Raw genomic sequence first — 15,655 nt, 5'->3', positions numbered from 1 at the left:
GACCCCTGGCCAGGATCTGGGCTATTTCGACCATGCGCATTTCACCCAGGATTTCAAACGGGTCATCGGCCAGTCGCCCTCCCGCTATCGCGAGGCCTGCGCCGCAACGGGAGAGACGAGTGATGAGGATGCCTGACCGCCTGCGCTGGCTGGTGCCGGCGGCCATCGCCTGGTTCGTTGTCGACCAGGTCACCAAGGACTGGCTGAAGCGGGCCCTGACGCCCGGGGTGGACCTGGTGGCCCTGGACGGCGCCATCGTGGTGACGCCCGTCTACAACCCCGGCGCCTTCCTCAGCCTGGGCGCCGGGTTGAGCGACCATGCCCGCGGCCTGGTGTTCACCGTGGGTGTGGCCGTCGTCCTGGCCGCCCTGCTGGTGTGGAGCCTCAGGGCCCGGTCGTTGGGCCGGCTGGAACTGGTGGGCGCCGGCAGCTTCCTCGGCGGGGGCCTGGGCAACCTGCTGGACCGCCTGATCCATGACGGCACGGTGTTCGATTTCCTGAACCTGGGCCTGGGCCCGGTGCGCACCGGCATCTTCAACATCGCCGACGTGGGCCTGATGGTGGGGGTGGCGCTGTTCATCCTGGGGGGATTGGTGCCGGGCCGGCACCGCTCCGAATAGTTATTGTCAGCAACTTTTCTGGACATCCACCGTTTCCGGGCGCACCTTGTGGGGCGGTGGCGGACGGGCCGGCATGCCCGCCGCCGCTGATAAGAACGAAGGCCGATAAGAACAAGGTGGGAGAGGAAACGTGCTGAACCATGACGCGGCGCCCGTCCGGGCCGCGCCCGGGCTTGCGTCCGGGGACGCGCGGCCGGCGGCCGGCGGCCTGATCAACCGCACCACACTGCTGTGCCTGCTGGTGGCCGTGCTGGAAGGCGTGGACTTGCAGGCGGCCGGCGTGGCGGCGCCCAAGCTGGCGCCGGCCCTGCGCCTGACGCCGACGGAACTGGGGTGGTTCTTCAGCGCCGGCACCGTCGGCCTGTTTCTGGGCGCCCTGGTGGGCGGGCGCCTGGCCGACCGCTATGGCCGCAAGGCGGTGCTGGTGGTCTCCGTCGCCCTGTTCGGTCTGTTCACGGCCGGCACCGCCCTGTCACCCGATTTCACCACCCTGTTCCTCATGCGTCTCGCCACCGGCCTGGGGCTGGGCGGCACGCTGCCCAACCTGGTGGCGCTGGCGGCGGAGAACAGCCCCCCAGGCCGCAGCGGCGGCGCCGTCTCCCTGATGTATGGCGGCATGCCCTTGGGCGGCGCCATCGTCAGCCTGATCGCCGTCTTCGCCGGCATGGGCGGTGGCTTTGATAGCTGGCGCACCATCTTTTATGCCGCCGGTGGCGCGCCGCTGCTGGTCCTGCCTGTGCTGATCTGGGCCTTGCCCGAATCGCACGCTTTTCGCGCGGCCGCGGCGGTGGGGGAGGGGAGCCGGCCCAGCGTTCTGACCATCCTGTTCGGCGGTGGCCGGGCGCTTGAGACGGTGCTGTTGTGGCTGGCCTTCTTCGCCACCCTGATGGTGCTGTATCTGCTGCTCAGCTGGCTGCCCCTGCTGATGACCGACCGGGGGTTTGGCAAGCCGCAGGCGGCGCTGATCCAGGTGATGCTGAACATCTCCGGCGCCATCGCCTGCGTTGTCACCGGGCCTCTGCTGGATGGCCCGCGGCGCTTTGGCTACGCCATCACGGTTTTCGTGGGCCTTGCGGTCTTCCTCGTGCTGTTGGCCGTGATGCCGGCCAACCTGACGGTGGCCTTGGCGGTCGGCATGGGCGCCGGCGTCACGGTCCTTACCACCCAGGCCACGCTGTACGCCGCAGCCCCCGCTTGCTATCCCATCGCCATCCGGGGCACCGGGGTGGGCGGGGCGGTGGCCGCCGGGCGTCTGGGCTCCGTCGTCGGGCCGCTGCTGGGCGGCGGCTTGGTGCAGGCGGGGCTGTCGGCGTCGAACTTGCTGCTCAGCCTCGTGCCTTTGGTGGCGGTGGGCGGGCTGCTGGCGGTTCTGCTCATCCACCGGCAACGTCGGCGCCAGGCCTGAGGCACGTGTCTTCCCCCCGCGGTCCTCTCGCCAGCCGCCGCGTGACGGTGTAACGCTGCGGTCCGGTATCGGGATGCGCGGTCGGGGACGGGCGATGGGCAGGAAGACGGATATGGTGCTGGCCGTGGCCGACATGGCCGGCACCGTGCTGTTCGCGGTGGAGGGGGCGATGGCCGCGCTGAAAGGCGGGCTGGACCTCTTCGGCGTGCTGGTGCTGTCGTTCGCCACGGCGCTGGGCGGCGGCGTGGTGCGGGATTTGCTGATTGGCGCCGCCCCGCCCACGGCCCTGCGCGACTGGCGCTATCCCGCCATGGCCTTCGCCGCCGGCGCCGCCACCTTCATCGGCCATGCCGTGGTGGGGCAGGTGCCTGCGGGCCTGATGACCACCCTGGATGCCGCCGGCCTGTCGCTGTTCGCCGTCGCCGGCACGGAAAAGGCGCTGAACCGTGACATTCCACCCTTCAGCGCCGCGCTGATGGGCACCATCACCGGCGTGGGCGGCGGAACGCTGCGCGACATCCTGCTGGCCCAGGTGCCCGCCATCCTGCGGGTCGACGTCTACGCCACCGCCGCCCTGCTGGGCTCCGCCGTCATGACCGCCGCCATCCGGCTGGGCTGGCCGCCCCGATACGCGGCGCTGGCCGGCGGCGGCGCCTGCTTCGCGCTGCGCATGGTCAGCGTCTGGCGCCATTGGGCCTTGCCCACCGCCGTGGGCGTCACCGGTTAATCAGAGGCGCCTTGACCCGCCGGGGAGGCATCGCCCCGCTTCTTCGCGTCCTTCCGCGCCTTCAGCGCGTCGGCCGCCGCCTTGTCGATGGGGATCATGCTGTCGATCAGACAGACGGGCGGCACCGGAAGGCCCACCAGGGTCAACGGATCGGTGCGGCACAGCTCATCATTGTGGGAGACGTAGCCGAAGCCGTAAGGGCCCAGGCCGATGCAGCGGTTGGCCAGGTCGATGCGGGTGAACTTGGTGCGGTCCATCATCTCCACCAGGATGGTGCGGTCGTCAATGACCTCAGTCCGGCGGATGGTGCGCACGGGAATGCACATCTGCCCCCGGTCCCGCGACTCGGCAGCCGCCGTCTGCGCGGCGCCCGCTCCGTCATGGGCGCCGCCGGTATTCTGGTCGCTGGCGCAACCGGCCAGCAAGCTCGTGGACAAGGCGGCTGCGATCAGGGCGTGGGGTGAGCGGAACATGGCGGTGCCTCCCGGAACGATCAAATGAAGGTAAGACCCGATTCGCGCCGCCACAAGCGGCCGCCGCGTCGCAGGCGTGGGCGAAAGGCATTAGGGCCGGCGGCCTAATAGGCGAACGCCCTCACCCATGCTAGCATGCCCCGGATGTACAATGATGTCGTCGACCTCCGCGAATTCTACGAAAGCAGCCTGGGCCAGGTGGTCCGCCGGCTGGTCCGCCGCCGCCTGCGTGAGCTGTGGCCCGATGTCAGCGGCCAGCGGGTGCTGGGCATCGGCTACGCCACCCCCTTCCTGCGTCCCTTCCTCAGCGAGGCTGAGCGGGTGATGGCTGTCATGCCGGCCGCCCAGGGCGTGGTCTTCTGGCCGCCGGAAGGGCCTGGCCTGGTGACCCTGGGCGAGGAATCGGAACTGCCGTTCCCCAGCATGTCGGTCGACCGGGTGCTGCTGGTCCATGGGCTGGAGTTTACGGAACACCTGAAGCCCATGATGCAGGAGATCTGGCGCGTGCTGGCGGGCGGCGGGCGTCTCATCGCCGTCGTGCCCAACCGGCGCGGCATCTGGGCCCGCACCGACCGCACGCCTTTCGGCCACGGCTCCCCCTTCTCCACCGGCCAGTTGCGCCGCGTCCTGCGCGCCAACCTGTTCGTGCCTGAGCGCGAGACCTCGGCCCTGTTCATGCCGCCGGTGAAGTCGCGCTTCTTCATGGCGTCGGCCGGGGCGGTGGAGAACCTGGGCGCCCGCTGGTTCAAGGCCTTCGCCGGCGTCCAGATCGTCGAGGCCAGCAAGCAGATCTACGCCACCACCGCCACCCGGGTGGTGGAGCCGCGCCGCCGCATGGCGCCCACGGTGGCCCAGCCGGCCTTCTCCGGCCTGGCGGCGGAACGCCGGCTGATGCCCCGCTTGGTGGCCTCCGCCGGCGGCGTCATGGACCCGGACGACAAGCCCTGAGAATCCCGCAACGGTGCCGGGCGCGGGGATTCCGCGCGGACTCGTATTGGGGGTGCTTGACAGGGGCCGGGTCGCCTGTATAGTGCGCGCTCTCTTAGAAACGGGTCCTGTGCTAGGTCCCGTCGTTCCGTTTTGCGTGGGCGCTGGCCACTCTCGGCTGGGCCCGGCCAGATCAGTGGTGGGCTAGAATGTTCGCAGTCATCCGCACCGGCGGTAAGCAGTACAAGGTCGCGGCCGGCGACGTCATTAAGGTTGAGAAGCTGGCGGGTGAAGCCGGCGCCTCCCTGAAGCTGGACGAGGTCCTGCTGGTCAGCGATGCCGGCACCACCACCGTCGGCACCCCGCTGGTGGCTGGCGCCGCCGTGACGGCCACCGTGGTTGCCCAGGCCCACGCGCCGCACATTATCATCTTCAAGAAGAAGCGCCGGCAGAACTACCGCCGCAAGAATGGCCATCGTCAGGACCTGACGATCCTGCGCATCACCGACATCCAGGCCGGCGCCTGATCGGCAGCCGAGCCCCTGATTTCAAGGAGTATTCGAGATGGCACATAAAAAGGCAGGCGGTAGCTCCCGCAACGGTCGTGACAGCGCCGGTCGTCGTCTGGGCGTGAAGGCCTTCGGCGGTGAAGCCGTCGTTTCCGGCAACATCATCGTCCGCCAGCGCGGCACGAAGTTCCACCCCGGCGCCAACGTGGGCCTGGGCAAGGACCACACCATTTTCGCGACCGCCGATGGCGCCGTGAAGTTCCACACCGGCCGTCAGGGCCGCACCTACGTGTCCGTCGAGCTGGCCCAGGAGCCGGTGGCCCTCGCCGCCGAGTGACCTGCCGCTTCGGCACCAGGTGTTTTGACTCTGATCGGGGGGACGGGTGACCGTCCCCCCGATTTGCATTTGCCGCGCGTCGCCTGACGCTTCGGCCGCCATCGTTCCATTTTCCTAGGACGCGACCGCGTCCGCCGGAGCGAGCACCGCCCAGTTAGTGTAAAGGGGGGCGCAGCGAGGAAGCCAAGCCGGCGGATGCCGGCGCCCGGCGATTGAGGGGGCTTCGATCCCCTTCGGATCGAAGACCATTATATAAGGCCCGCCCATCATGAAGTTCCTGGACCAGTGCAAAATCTACCTGAAGAGCGGTGACGGCGGCCCCGGCTGCGTCGGTTTCCGGCGGGAGAAGTTCATTGAGTTCGGCGGGCCGGATGGCGGCAACGGCGGACGCGGCGGCGACATCGTGATCGAGGCCGTGGACGGCCTGAACACGCTGATCGACTATCGCTACAAGCAGCACTTCAAGGCCCAGCGCGGCGGCCACGGCATGGGCCGCGACCGGTCGGGTGCGGCCGGCGAACCCATGGTGCTGAAGGTGCCGGTGGGAACCCAGGTCCTGGATGAGGACCAGGAGACGGTGCTGGCCGACATGATGGAGGTGGGCCAGCGCATCGTGCTGCTGAAGGGCGGCGACGGCGGCTTCGGCAACGCCCACTTCAAGACCTCCACCAACCGCGCGCCCACCAAGGCCGGCCCCGGCTGGCCGGGGGAGGAGCGCTGGGTGTGGCTGCGCCTGAAGCTGATCGCCGATGTCGGCCTGGTGGGGCTGCCCAACGCCGGCAAGTCCACCTTCCTGGCGGCCGTGTCGCGCGCCCGGCCGAAGATCGCCGACTACCCCTTCACCACCCTGGTGCCCAACCTGGGCGTGGTGCGCGCGGGTGAGGAGGAGTTCGTGGTGGCCGACATCCCGGGCCTGATCGAGGGCGCGCATGAGGGCCACGGCCTGGGCGACCGCTTTCTGGGCCATGTGGAGCGCACCCGCGTACTGCTGCACCTGGTGGACGGCACGCAGGAGGATGTGCAGAAGGCCTACCGCACCATCCGCCGCGAACTGCGCGCCTATGGCGGCGGCCTGGCGGAAAAGCCGGAGATCGTGGCGCTCAACAAGGTCGACGCCCTGACCGAGGAAGAGCTGGCGGAAAAGAAGCTGAAGCTGCGCCGTTCCGCCAAGAAGCCGGTGATGGTGCTGTCCGGCGCCACCGGCGAGCATGTGCCCGACGTGCTGTATGCGCTTCTGGAGCAGATCAAGGCTGCGCGCCTGATGGATGGCGAGGAAGCGCGGAGCAAGGCATACAGGGCGCGGTACAATCCCCTGGATGACATTTCCCAGGCCGACAAAGGGACACGTTAGAAAATGAACGACGCCGCCGCCCGCACGGAAGTTTCCCAAACCGGTGCGGCGGCGTTGCTTGATGTCCCGCCGATCCAGCAGGCCAAGCGCCTGATCATCAAGATCGGCTCCGCCCTGCTGGTCGATGGCGGGACCCATCAGATTCGTCGCGACTGGCTGGACGGCGTCTGTGACGACGTGGCCGCCTTGCGCCGCCGGGGCGTGGATGTGGTCATCGTCTCCTCCGGCGCCGTTGCCGTGGGGCGGGAACATCTGGGCCTGGTGGGCCGCCCGCTGAAGCTTGAGGAAAAGCAGGCCGCCGCCGCCACCGGCCAGATCCGCCTGGCCCACGCCTATCAGGAAACCCTGGCCCGGCATGACATCACCGTGGCCCAGGTGCTGCTGACCCTGGATGATACCGAGGACCGCCGCCGCCATCTGAACGGCCGCGCCACCATCGAGACCCTGCTGAAGCTGGGGGCCGTTCCCGTGATCAACGAGAACGACACCGTGGCCACCGCCGAGATCCGCTTCGGCGACAACGACCGGCTGGCCGCCCGGGTGGCGCAGATGATCAGCGCCGACACCCTGGTCCTCATGTCCGACATCGACGGCCTCTATACCGCCGACCCGCGCAAGGACCCCGAGGCCAAGCACCTGCCGGTGGTGACCGAGGTGACAGCCGAGATCGAGGCGATGGCGGGTGAGCCGCCCGCCGGCTACAGCAGCGGCGGCATGGTGACCAAGATCGCCGCCGCCCGAATCGCCGTCGCCGCCGGCTGCCGCATGGCCATCGTCTCGGGCAAGCGCGACCATCCCCTGGCGGCGCTGGAACGGCCGGTGGAGGAGGGCGGCGCCCTGTGCACCTGGTTCCTGCCGTCAGCCGGGCCCCAGACGGCGCGCAAGCGCTGGATCGCCGGTTCCCTGAAGCCCGCCGGTTCCCTGGTGGTGGACGACGGTGCCGCCCAGGCCCTGGCGCGCGGCGGCAGCCTGCTGCCCGCCGGCGTGCGCGAGGTGGAGGGGGCTTTCGAGCGCGGCGACCTGGTGGCGGTGCGCACCCAGGCGGGCCGCATCATCGCCCGAGGCCTGGTGGCCTATTCCAGCGACGACGCCCGCCGCATCCAGGGCCGCCGCAGCGCCGAGATCGAGGCCAGCCTGGGCTGGCGCGGCCGGGATGAGATGATCCACCGCGACGACCTGGCGCTGGGGTGAGAGATGCCGATGGCGGAGTTCTGGCGGTTCGCGGGAGTGGGATATTTCCCAAAGCTGACGCGCGACCCAGCGAAAGCCGGAACGGTCGCGGTGCAAGGCGTGGATCTGTTCCAGCACGTCTGGGCCCTGCACATGGACTATCGGATGGTTCCTCATCCACAGGTGCCGGGCCGCAAGCTGCGTGCCGCGTTGCGGACAATCCCGTCGCTGGATCCATCCCCAACCTTCGCGGCGGTGACGCTGGAGAACGAGGGCGTGGCCATCTACCTTCCGGCGACGGAAGGTGAATTGGGCGCCTTCCGTGCCGAGCCGCCGAGGCGCGAAGGATATTGGCGCCAAACCCGGGCCGAGGATAGCCAGATGCCCTGGCCGGCGCCCGACCCGGACTGGGCAGGGCAGGCCACGTTCCTGCGGGCTTTGGACGACGTGGAGCGGCGGGCCGACCGTTTCGCCTATCGCGGCATGTCCCTTTGCCGCCTATGCGGCTGCCGCAACGGCTTTGAGGATTTGACCTTCGATCTCTGGACCTGGCCAGGGGGCTTTCGCCATTACCTGGCGGATCATCACGTGCGCCCGTCGCCCGCCTTCGAAGCCTTCATTTTGGCAGCCGCTGGGGCGCCGCCCTTGTAAGGGCGGCTATGTACGTATATCTGTACAGATGGGCTTTGAAAGGGTCGCGCTCCATGTCCCACGTCAGCTACACCGAATTCCGCCAGAACATGAAGGCGCACCTGGATGCGGCGTGCGACAGCCGTGCGCCCTTGGTGGTGACGCGACAGGGCGGCCGGTCGGTCGTGGTGATCGCCGAGGATGAGTTCAACGGCATGATGGAGACGCTGCATCTGCTGCGCAGTCCCCGGAATGCGCAACGCCTGCTGGCCTCCATCGCCGCCGCCGATGCCGGCGAATTCGTCACCACGGACCTGCCTGACGATCTCGACTGATGCAACTGAGGTTCACGGCGCAAGCCTGGGACGACTACCTGCATTGGCAGTCCCAGGACATGGACGCGCTGCGCAAGGTCAATGGCCTCATCAAGGACATCCGCCGTGACCCGTTTCGTGGCGTCGGCCAGCCGGAGGCGCTGAAGGGTGATCTCGCCGGCTGGTGGTCGCGCCGCATCACCCAGGAACACAGGCTGGTCTACCGGGTGCGCGGCAAGGGCGATGAGCAGGAAATCCAGATCGCCCAGTGCCGGTTTCATTACTAGGGTCGGACCGGCCTTACGGCTCCGGTGAGGCCACCGGCCCGCCGGTCCGTTTCCATAGGTGTAGCGACCTCACGGCGTCCACGATCCGCCGTTTGCGCTGATCGATCCTTCGCTCCAGGAGGTGCCAGGACAGGGCGGCTGGGATCAGGGTCAGGATTAAGCTGACGCCAGCGTTGAACCACCAGTCGCGTCGGTCGGGGAAGGCGTGGGCGACCACCTGTTGGATGGGGAAGCCGTACAGGTAGATGCCGTAGGAATATTTGGACAGGCCGCCCAGCACCGGAATCCGGACGTTCAGCAAACCCAGATAAACCGTCGAATAAGCCACGAAAAAGGGCGCCAAATAGATGCCGGCGGGGTGGAATATCAGCGCGGAATAGAGGGCGGTGGCGGCCAGGAAGGCCGGCAGGCTGACCGGGATCCTGTCCCGCAGCAGGAACAGCGCCGCTCCGAAGATGAAGCACAGCACCAGCATTCGCCCCGGCGGCCGCGCCTCGATGGCCGGCAGCGGGCCCACGGTGCACGTCAGGAGTATAAGGGCGGCGTTGGCGGCCAGGGCCGCCAGAAGGAAGCCAGCCGGCCGCCGGCGCAGCCCGAAGAGGCCAAAGAGGAAGATCAGTAAATAGGACTCCAGCTCGTACGGGATGGTCCACAGCTGGGTATTGACGACATTGCCGGCCGGAATATCGGCGAATGTTCCTGGCAGATGGTAGTGAATCCAGCCAATGGAGTTGAAGAAATACTTATAGAATGTGCTGTCTGAGAAATACTCATCTAAGGAAAGTACGGTTACAGCGGGCCCGATGATCAGGGCTGATAACAGAACCTCAAAGACGAGTGCTGGGTAGATCCTGATAAATCGCAATGTTGCGAATGAAATGAGATCATTCCGGTAGAAGCTACTGGCGACAAGAAAGCCACTGAGGGCGAAAAATCCTGGAACTATAAAATAAACCAACGGCCGAAAGGGGCCTGACCAGAACCAGTTCTCTGCTTCCAGGCCGTGGCACACATGAATGGCGTGCCATAAAATAACGGAAATGGCGAGGAGGGTGCGTAAATTGTCAAAGCCATGCGGGCGGCCATTTGATTTCAGCCAGACGTCGCTGATGGATGAATTTATTGTTCCATTCGTCATGTTGTGGGCAGCCATTTTTAGCTACGCATATTTATTTAATATTTCGGTGTAAAACAAGGAGATAGCCAATATGTCGAGATTGGATTTTAAGGATAGCTTACCAGATAGGGAAAATAGAGGCTCACAGGATATTTGTGATCATATGTGATCGAGGTATTTTATCTGCCGAAATATTTACAGATGATCTCTGGAATAAGCAAGGGGAAGGCTTGGGCGCCCCGGGGTGAGGGGCGCCTGTTGCTTGCCGGAATGGCCAGCAATTTCCTGAGGTTAGGTCCACTCCCCGGGTGGGGTACCGCCTTCGCGCCAAAGGTGCGCCACCCCTCGTCCTCCCCGAGTCGATTCCTTACCTGGACCCTAACGCGCTCGGCAATTCACGTAAGGATGATAGCTCGGTATAGCGGTGGGGGATGGGGCCGGACACCATCTCGTGTGCCCAGGTCGTGTGGTAGGGCACATGGAAGCCCAGGCCGCCCAGGGCCGCGACCGGCAGGACGTCGGACTTCAGGGAGTTGCCGGCCATGGCGAAGTCGCCGGGCTCCACGCCATGGCGGTCCAGCAGGCGGCGGTAGGTGGCGTCGTCCTTTTCCGACACGATCTCGATGCGGTGGAACAGGTCGGCCAGGCCCGACCGGGCGATCTTGCTTTCCTGGTCGAACAGGTCGCCCTTGGTGATCAGCCACACCTCATGGTCCCGCGCCCGCAGGGTTTCGATCACGTCCACCGCGCCGTCGATCAGCTCCACCGGATGGGCCAGCATGGCGCGGCCGCGCTGCACCAGCGTCTCGATGGCGATGCCGGGGATGCGCCCTTCCGTCAGTTCCAGGGCGGTTTCGATCATCGACAGGGTGAAGCCCTTGATGCCGTAGCCGTAGGTCACCAGGTTGCGCCGCTCGATCTCCAGCAGGCGGGTGTCGATGGTGGCCTGGTCCAGGTCGCTGTGGCGCAGCAGCAGGTCGCGGAACTCGGCATACGAGGTCGAGAACATGGCTTCGTTGTGCCAAAGCGTGTCGTCGCCATCCAGGGCGATGACGCGGGGCTGTAGAGAGATAGATGCGGCGGACGACATGGCTTTCCTGGAAATAACGGCTGTGTGGAAAGAGGGTTTGTCTATAGTCGGCTATGGCGTAGGTGGGAACCGGCAAGCTACGAGCAGGGCGGAGGGCATGGTGGCTGAAGAGGATATGACGCCTCATGACTATAGAATCCGCCGGATGGGCTACGGATGGTTATGCCTGGGCACGGTGGTGTTCCTGGCGGGCTTTTCGTTCTTTTTAGCGGCGGCCATTTTCGGATACCGAGGCATCGACCGGGTCACAGGGCAGCCTGAGCCGGCTTGGGTGGCCATCGGCATTCCGTGCGTCATGATGGCTGGCTCCAGTGTTTTCATCCTTCTCGGCCGTTGGGTCGTTCGGCAGTACAAGATGGGGCGCATCAGCGGTCTGTGATCGGTACACCGCTCACTTCCGTCCCTGAAGAAGACGATACCCCCGCCGCCCGCATCAAGGCCAGGCAGAGCAGGGATGCGGCCAGGCCGCAGGCGGCGGCGCTGGCCCAGCCCCAATGGCTGGCGCAGGCCGCGAACAGCGGCGGGCCGATGAGGGAGCCGCTGGCGCCGAACTGGGTCAGCAGGCCGTTGGCGGCGGGCAGGCCCCGGTCCGATCCCGCCACGGCCGGCAGCAGGGCGAAGGCCAGGCCGGGATAGATGCCGGACAGGGCGTTCAGCGCGATGACCACGACGGCGGCGGTGCCGAGGTCGGGCTTGGGCCCGAACACCAGGAACAGCAGCAGGGCCGGCGCCACGATGCTGACCGCCATCAGGGCGAAGGAGGATCCGCGCGCCAGGTTGCGGCCATGGTTGCGGTGGTTCCACCAGGCGGCCACCCCGCTGCCGGCCACCGTGGCGAAGGAGGCGACACCGGTGATGAGGCCGGCGGTGTCGGCGCTGGCGCCCGTCTGGTCCACCAGGAAGGTGGGCAGCATGCCCAGCAGGCCGACCTCGAACGTGGTGTAGCAGCCGAAGCCCACGGCCAGGGCCCAGGCCCGGCGGGTGGGGGCCGTGCCGCCGGCCCCCGCGCCCCGCACCCGGGCACCGACGCCGGCCGTCATGGGCAGGGACAGCGCCAGCGCGCCCGCCGCCACCAGGCCGCCACCCAGCAGGGCGCCGCGCCAGGACCACAGCTCCGCCGCCCAGCCGGACAGGATGGCGCCCAGCGCCAGGCCCACCGGCACGAAGCTGCTCCACAGCGCCAGGGCCACGCCGCGCTGGCGCGGGGTCGCCGTCTCCAGGATCAGCATGGGGGCGGCGATGACGGTGGTCAGGTATCCGGCACTCTCCAGCACCCGCCAGGCGATCAGGGCCGCCGGGCCCTGCGCCAGGCTCTCACCCACGCCGCCCACCGCCAGGAAGGCGGTGCCGGCCAGCAGGGCCGGGCGGCGGCCCGCCCGCTGGATCAGGCCGCCGGCGATGCGACCGAAGCCGGCGCCGCCGATTTCCAGCAAGGAGATCACCAGCGCCGCCACCGTCAGGCTGAGCCCCAGGTCGCGGGAGATGAGGGGAATCAGGGCCGACATCTTGCCCAGCTGGGCGGCGGCGATGACGCCCACCCCATAGAACCAGACGATCCTGACCCAGCGGCTGTCCATGATGCCCTCGAAAGAATGACGCCCCGAGCACGCGGGGGGGCTCCTTTTTTGGCATGGCCGGCGGCGAAAGGCCGTGAATAAGATATGCGTGGACAAGCAGGACGTCGTCACCCATGGGCCGCAGCATCGCCGCCGTCATCGGCCCCGTGTCGCACCTGGGGCCTTCGCTCCGGATGTGGCGCACCCTGCGCCGCATGAAGCAGGCCCATGCGGGGGAGGTGCTGGGCGTGTCCCAGGCCACGGTCTCACGCTGGGAATCGGGGGCATTGGTGCCGGACGCCGAGGAGCAGACCGCCATCCGCCTGCTGATGCGCGCCGGCCTGGACAGCGCCGCCGACCGGGAGCTGGCCCGCCTGGTCAACCAGTCCGCCGGCGCGGTCCATCTGGTCTGCGACCTGACGCACACCCTGCTGGCCCTGTCGCCGGCGCGGGAGCGGGACTTCGGCCGGGGCCGGGCTGACCTGCTGGGCACCTCCCTCTGGCCGTACGCCACCGAGGACATCGTGGCGGCGGAGGCCGCCCTGCCGGACCAGGGTTGGTTCGAGGCTGCACCCCCGGCCCTGGAGTTGACGACGCGCGCCAACCGGTCCGCCGAGGTGCCCATCCACGCCAGCCGCTTCCGCTGGGTGCGCTTTCAGCTGTCGGACGGCACCTTCGCCCGTCTGGTCGATACCATCGCCTACGAGGATTGAGCCGGATAGGCGGACGCAAGCGCCCCGCACTGACGGGTAAAGCTAATCTCGCCGCAATAAAAACACACCCTGCTCACCCGACCAGTTGGCGCGCCAGGTGGTGGCGTCGCTGGTCAGTTGGTGGCCGTCGTGGTCCAGGATGGCGCTGCGCTCCACCGTCACCCCGCCCAGCTGAGCGCACAGGGCGATGAAGTCGGCGATGGTGCAGAAATGGATGTTGGGTGTCTCCCACCACTGGAAGCCCAGCCGGTCGGTCACCGGCATGCGCCCGGTCAGCAGCAGGGCCAGGCGCACCCGCCAGTAGCCGAAGTTGGGGAAGGAGACGATGACGCGCCGGCCGATGCGCAGCATCTGCAGCAGCACGCCGCGCGGGTCACGCGTCGCCTGCAGGGTCTGAGACAGGATGACGTAGTCGAAGGCGTCGCTGGGATAATCCTTCAGGTCGGTGTCGGCGTCGCCCTGGATGACGGACAGGCCGCGCGATACGCAGGCGCGCACGCCGTCCATGCCCAGCTCCATGCCGCGCCCGTCCACGCCCTTTTCCCGGGTCAGCAGATCCAACAGCGCCCCGTCACCGCAGCCCACGTCCAGGACGCGGGACCCGGCGCTGACCATGTCGGCGATGCGGCGCAGGTCGCCGCGGATGTCGGTGCGGGGAGGGATGACCGTGGCGTCCATGATCACACCCGCCGTTTCAGGCCGCGATGGTCGGCGCAGCCGTTGATGAAGCCGCGCATGACCTGGTGGAACTCCGGCTCATCCAGCAGGAAGGCGTCGTGGCCCTTGTCCGTTTCGATCTCCACGAAACTGACGTTGGCGGCCACGGCGTTCAGGGCGTGCACCACCGCCCGCGACTCGGAGGTGGGGAACAGCCAGTCGCTGGAGAAGCTGGCCAGGCAGAAGCGCACCGGCGTGCCCTTGCCCCCCACGCGGAAGGCCTGGGCCAACTGGCCGCCGTGCTCCGCCGCCAGATCGAAATAATCCATGGCGCGGGTGATATAGAGGTAGCTGTTGGCGTCGAACCGGTCGACGAAGCTGGCCCCTTGGTAGCGCAGGTAGCTTTCCACCTGGAAATCGGCGTCGAAGCCGAAGGTGATGGCCTGGCGGCTTTGCAGGTTGCGGCCGAACTTGCGGTGCAGCGCCGCCTCGGACAGGTAGGTGATGTGGGCCGCCATGCGGGCCACGGCCAGGCCGCGCGCCGGGTTGGTGGCCGCCCGCTGATAGGCGCCGTCGCGCCATTCCGGGTCCGCCATGATGGCCTGGCGCCCCACCTCGTGAAAGGCGATGTTCTGGGCGGAATGCCGGGCGGCGGTGGCGATGGGCACGGCGGCGAACACCCGCTCCGGATAGGCCACGGCCCATTGCAGCACCTGCATCCCGCCCATGGAGCCGCCGATGACGCAGAACAGCTGGTCGATGCCCAGCGCGTCGATCAGCAGCTTCTGCGCCCGCACCATGTCGCCGATGGTGATGACGGGGAAATCGATGGCGTAGCCTGGCCCGTCGCCGGGTTCACGTCATGGGGCCGTGGGAGCCCATGCAGCCGCCGATGACGTTGCTGCAGATGACGAAGAAGCGGTCGGTGTCCACCGGCTTGCCCGGGCCCACCAGCATCTCCCACCAGCCGGGCTTGCCGGTGATGGGATGGCGATCGGCCACATACTGGTCGCCCGTCAGGGCGTGGCACACCAGGATGGCGTTGGACTTGTCGGCGTTGAGGGTGCCGTAGGTCTGGTAGGCCACGGTGAACGGGCCTAGGTGCCCGCCGCCATCCAGCGCCATGGGGGACACGGCGCCCAGCACCATGCGATGCCCGGGCAGGGCCGGGGCGGCGGACGGGGCGCTGGAGCTATCCGTGTAGGCGGGCGGGGTGATCATCGCATGAGGGCCTTTTAAACCAGCCTGCATGACTAGGAAGGCGGGCCATGCCAAGTCAACGTTTTCTTTGATTTTGCGGGGGGCAGGCTCTAAGACTCAGTCATTTCAGGTCCTAAATCCGAATCCGTCCATGCCCCCTGTCAGCCCTTCCATCGATGCCCTGCGCCGTGAAATCGATGAAATCGATGTGGCCATCCACGATCTCATCATGAAGCGCGCCCGGGTGGTGGAACGCATCGCCCAGTCCAAGGCCGGCGCCAAGGTCTTCATCCGGCCGGGGCGGGAGGCCGGCATTCTGCGCCGCCTGGTGGCCCGCCACCAGGGCAGTGTGCCCGTGGCCGCCATCGTGCGCATCTGGCGTGAGATGATCGCCGCCATGACCCTGATCCAGGGGCCGTTCGCCGTGGCCGTCTACGCGCCCGACGACGACCGTCGCCTGTGGGACATCGCCCGCGATCATTACGGCACCGTCACCCCCCTGGCCCCGGCCAACACCAACCAGGCAGTGCTGCGCGCCTTGGCGGACGGCAGCGCCACCGTCGGCGTGTCCC

General features: G+C 67.6%; 20 protein-coding genes and 1 pseudogene. 15 read left to right on the top strand and 6 right to left on the bottom strand.

From position 1 onward, the window contains the following. The first annotated feature begins 16 nt into the window (after positions 1–16). The 4 genes from I55_RS39555 (at position 17) to I55_RS16240 (ending at position 2,752) form a co-directional block, all read left to right on the top strand. Positions 17–136 (top strand): hypothetical protein, encoded by a 120-nt coding sequence (locus I55_RS39555; protein WP_376739200.1) that lies wholly within the window; start codon positions 17–19, stop codon positions 134–136. Next, positions 123–620 carry a signal peptidase II gene (lspA, locus tag I55_RS16250; protein WP_044561626.1) on the top strand — a complete coding sequence of 166 codons (498 nt, stop codon included), beginning with the start codon at positions 123–125 and terminating at the stop codon, positions 618–620. The genes I55_RS39555 and lspA overlap by 14 nt, the downstream gene beginning before the upstream one ends. A gap of 130 nt (positions 621–750) precedes the next feature. Further along, entirely contained in the window at positions 751–2,025 is a 1,275-nt protein-coding gene (gene mhpT / locus I55_RS16245; protein ID WP_049974197.1) for a 3-(3-hydroxy-phenyl)propionate transporter MhpT, read from the top strand. A 94-nt stretch (positions 2,026–2,119) separates the two neighbouring features. Then, positions 2,120–2,752 (top strand): trimeric intracellular cation channel family protein, encoded by a 633-nt coding sequence (locus I55_RS16240; protein ID WP_044561625.1) that lies wholly within the window; start codon positions 2,120–2,122, stop codon positions 2,750–2,752. Here I55_RS16240 and I55_RS16235 read toward each other — a convergent pair. Then, a complete protein-coding gene (locus I55_RS16235; RefSeq protein ID WP_044561624.1) occupies positions 2,749–3,225 on the bottom strand; it encodes a DUF6491 family protein in 477 nt (158 codons plus the stop codon). The genes I55_RS16240 and I55_RS16235 overlap by 4 nt on opposite strands. A gap of 144 nt (positions 3,226–3,369) precedes the next feature. On the opposite strand from I55_RS16235, the gene I55_RS16230 reads away from it, so the two are divergent. The 8 genes from I55_RS16230 to I55_RS16195 all read left to right on the top strand — a co-directional run bounded on the left by I55_RS16230 (position 3,370) and on the right by I55_RS16195 (position 8,750). Next, the gene (locus tag I55_RS16230; protein ID WP_044561623.1) at positions 3,370–4,173 is read left to right on the top strand and encodes a methyltransferase domain-containing protein; all 804 of its coding nucleotides are present in this window, start codon (positions 3,370–3,372) and stop codon (positions 4,171–4,173) included. Positions 4,174–4,361: 188 nt separating this feature from the next. Then, positions 4,362–4,679 (top strand): 50S ribosomal protein L21, encoded by a 318-nt coding sequence (rplU, locus tag I55_RS16225; RefSeq protein WP_044561622.1) that lies wholly within the window; start codon positions 4,362–4,364, stop codon positions 4,677–4,679. A 37-nt stretch (positions 4,680–4,716) separates the two neighbouring features. After that, positions 4,717–4,998, top strand: coding sequence for a 50S ribosomal protein L27 (gene rpmA / locus I55_RS16220; RefSeq protein ID WP_044561621.1), 282 nt, complete (start codon positions 4,717–4,719; stop codon positions 4,996–4,998). A 268-nt stretch (positions 4,999–5,266) separates the two neighbouring features. Then, positions 5,267–6,349 (top strand): GTPase ObgE, encoded by a 1,083-nt coding sequence (gene obgE, locus I55_RS16215; protein WP_044561620.1) that lies wholly within the window; start codon positions 5,267–5,269, stop codon positions 6,347–6,349. Between the two features lie 3 nt (positions 6,350–6,352). Then, complete coding sequence (proB, locus tag I55_RS16210) at positions 6,353–7,540, top strand: glutamate 5-kinase (RefSeq protein ID WP_044561619.1); 1,188 nt, start codon at positions 6,353–6,355, stop codon at positions 7,538–7,540. A 3-nt stretch (positions 7,541–7,543) separates the two neighbouring features. Next, positions 7,544–8,170 carry a hypothetical protein gene (locus tag I55_RS34535; protein ID WP_049974196.1) on the top strand — a complete coding sequence of 209 codons (627 nt, stop codon included), beginning with the start codon at positions 7,544–7,546 and terminating at the stop codon, positions 8,168–8,170. 53 nt (positions 8,171–8,223) lie between these two features. Beyond that, positions 8,224–8,484 (top strand): type II toxin-antitoxin system Phd/YefM family antitoxin, encoded by a 261-nt coding sequence (locus I55_RS16200; protein WP_044561618.1) that lies wholly within the window; start codon positions 8,224–8,226, stop codon positions 8,482–8,484. Continuing rightward, positions 8,484–8,750, top strand: coding sequence for a Txe/YoeB family addiction module toxin (locus I55_RS16195; RefSeq protein ID WP_044561617.1), 267 nt, complete (start codon positions 8,484–8,486; stop codon positions 8,748–8,750). Before I55_RS16200 ends, I55_RS16195 begins: the two co-directional genes overlap by 1 nt. 13 nt (positions 8,751–8,763) lie before the next feature. On the opposite strand, the gene I55_RS16190 is transcribed toward I55_RS16195, so the two are convergent. Beyond that, entirely contained in the window at positions 8,764–9,903 is a 1,140-nt protein-coding gene (locus I55_RS16190; protein WP_083901162.1) for an acyltransferase, read from the bottom strand. Positions 9,904–10,234: 331 nt separating this feature from the next. Then, complete coding sequence (locus tag I55_RS16185; protein WP_044561616.1) at positions 10,235–10,957, bottom strand: HAD family hydrolase; 723 nt, start codon at positions 10,955–10,957, stop codon at positions 10,235–10,237. Between the two features lie 97 nt (positions 10,958–11,054). On the opposite strand from I55_RS16185, the gene I55_RS16180 reads away from it, so the two are divergent. Continuing rightward, positions 11,055–11,336, top strand: coding sequence for a hypothetical protein (locus I55_RS16180; protein ID WP_148293775.1), 282 nt, complete (start codon positions 11,055–11,057; stop codon positions 11,334–11,336). Here I55_RS16180 and I55_RS16175 read toward each other — a convergent pair. Further along, positions 11,323–12,534, bottom strand: coding sequence for a CynX/NimT family MFS transporter (locus I55_RS16175; protein ID WP_044561614.1), 1,212 nt, complete (start codon positions 12,532–12,534; stop codon positions 11,323–11,325). The genes I55_RS16180 and I55_RS16175 overlap by 14 nt on opposite strands. 113 nt (positions 12,535–12,647) lie before the next feature. On the opposite strand from I55_RS16175, the gene I55_RS16170 reads away from it, so the two are divergent. Continuing rightward, positions 12,648–13,226 (top strand): helix-turn-helix transcriptional regulator, encoded by a 579-nt coding sequence (locus tag I55_RS16170; RefSeq protein ID WP_044561613.1) that lies wholly within the window; start codon positions 12,648–12,650, stop codon positions 13,224–13,226. 42 nt (positions 13,227–13,268) lie between these two features. On the opposite strand, the gene metW is transcribed toward I55_RS16170, so the two are convergent. Together metW and I55_RS16160 are read right to left on the bottom strand one after the other, a co-directional pair. Next, positions 13,269–13,904, bottom strand: coding sequence for a methionine biosynthesis protein MetW (metW, locus tag I55_RS16165; RefSeq protein ID WP_044561627.1), 636 nt, complete (start codon positions 13,902–13,904; stop codon positions 13,269–13,271). Between the two features lie 2 nt (positions 13,905–13,906). Beyond that, a pseudogene (locus I55_RS16160) lies at positions 13,907–15,104 on the bottom strand (homoserine O-acetyltransferase). 130 nt (positions 15,105–15,234) lie between these two features. Here I55_RS16160 and I55_RS16155 point away from each other — a divergent pair. Further along, positions 15,235–15,655: chorismate mutase (locus tag I55_RS16155; RefSeq protein ID WP_044561612.1), on the top strand; the 421-nt coding region annotated here is incomplete at its 3' end.

This window comes from Azospirillum sp. B4 (genome assembly GCF_000333275.1).
In the GTDB taxonomy this organism is placed as follows: domain Bacteria; phylum Pseudomonadota; class Alphaproteobacteria; order Azospirillales; family Azospirillaceae; genus Nitrospirillum.
The sequence above is the reverse complement of the archived record's forward strand: the minus strand, read 5'-3'. Positions and strand labels throughout refer to the sequence as shown.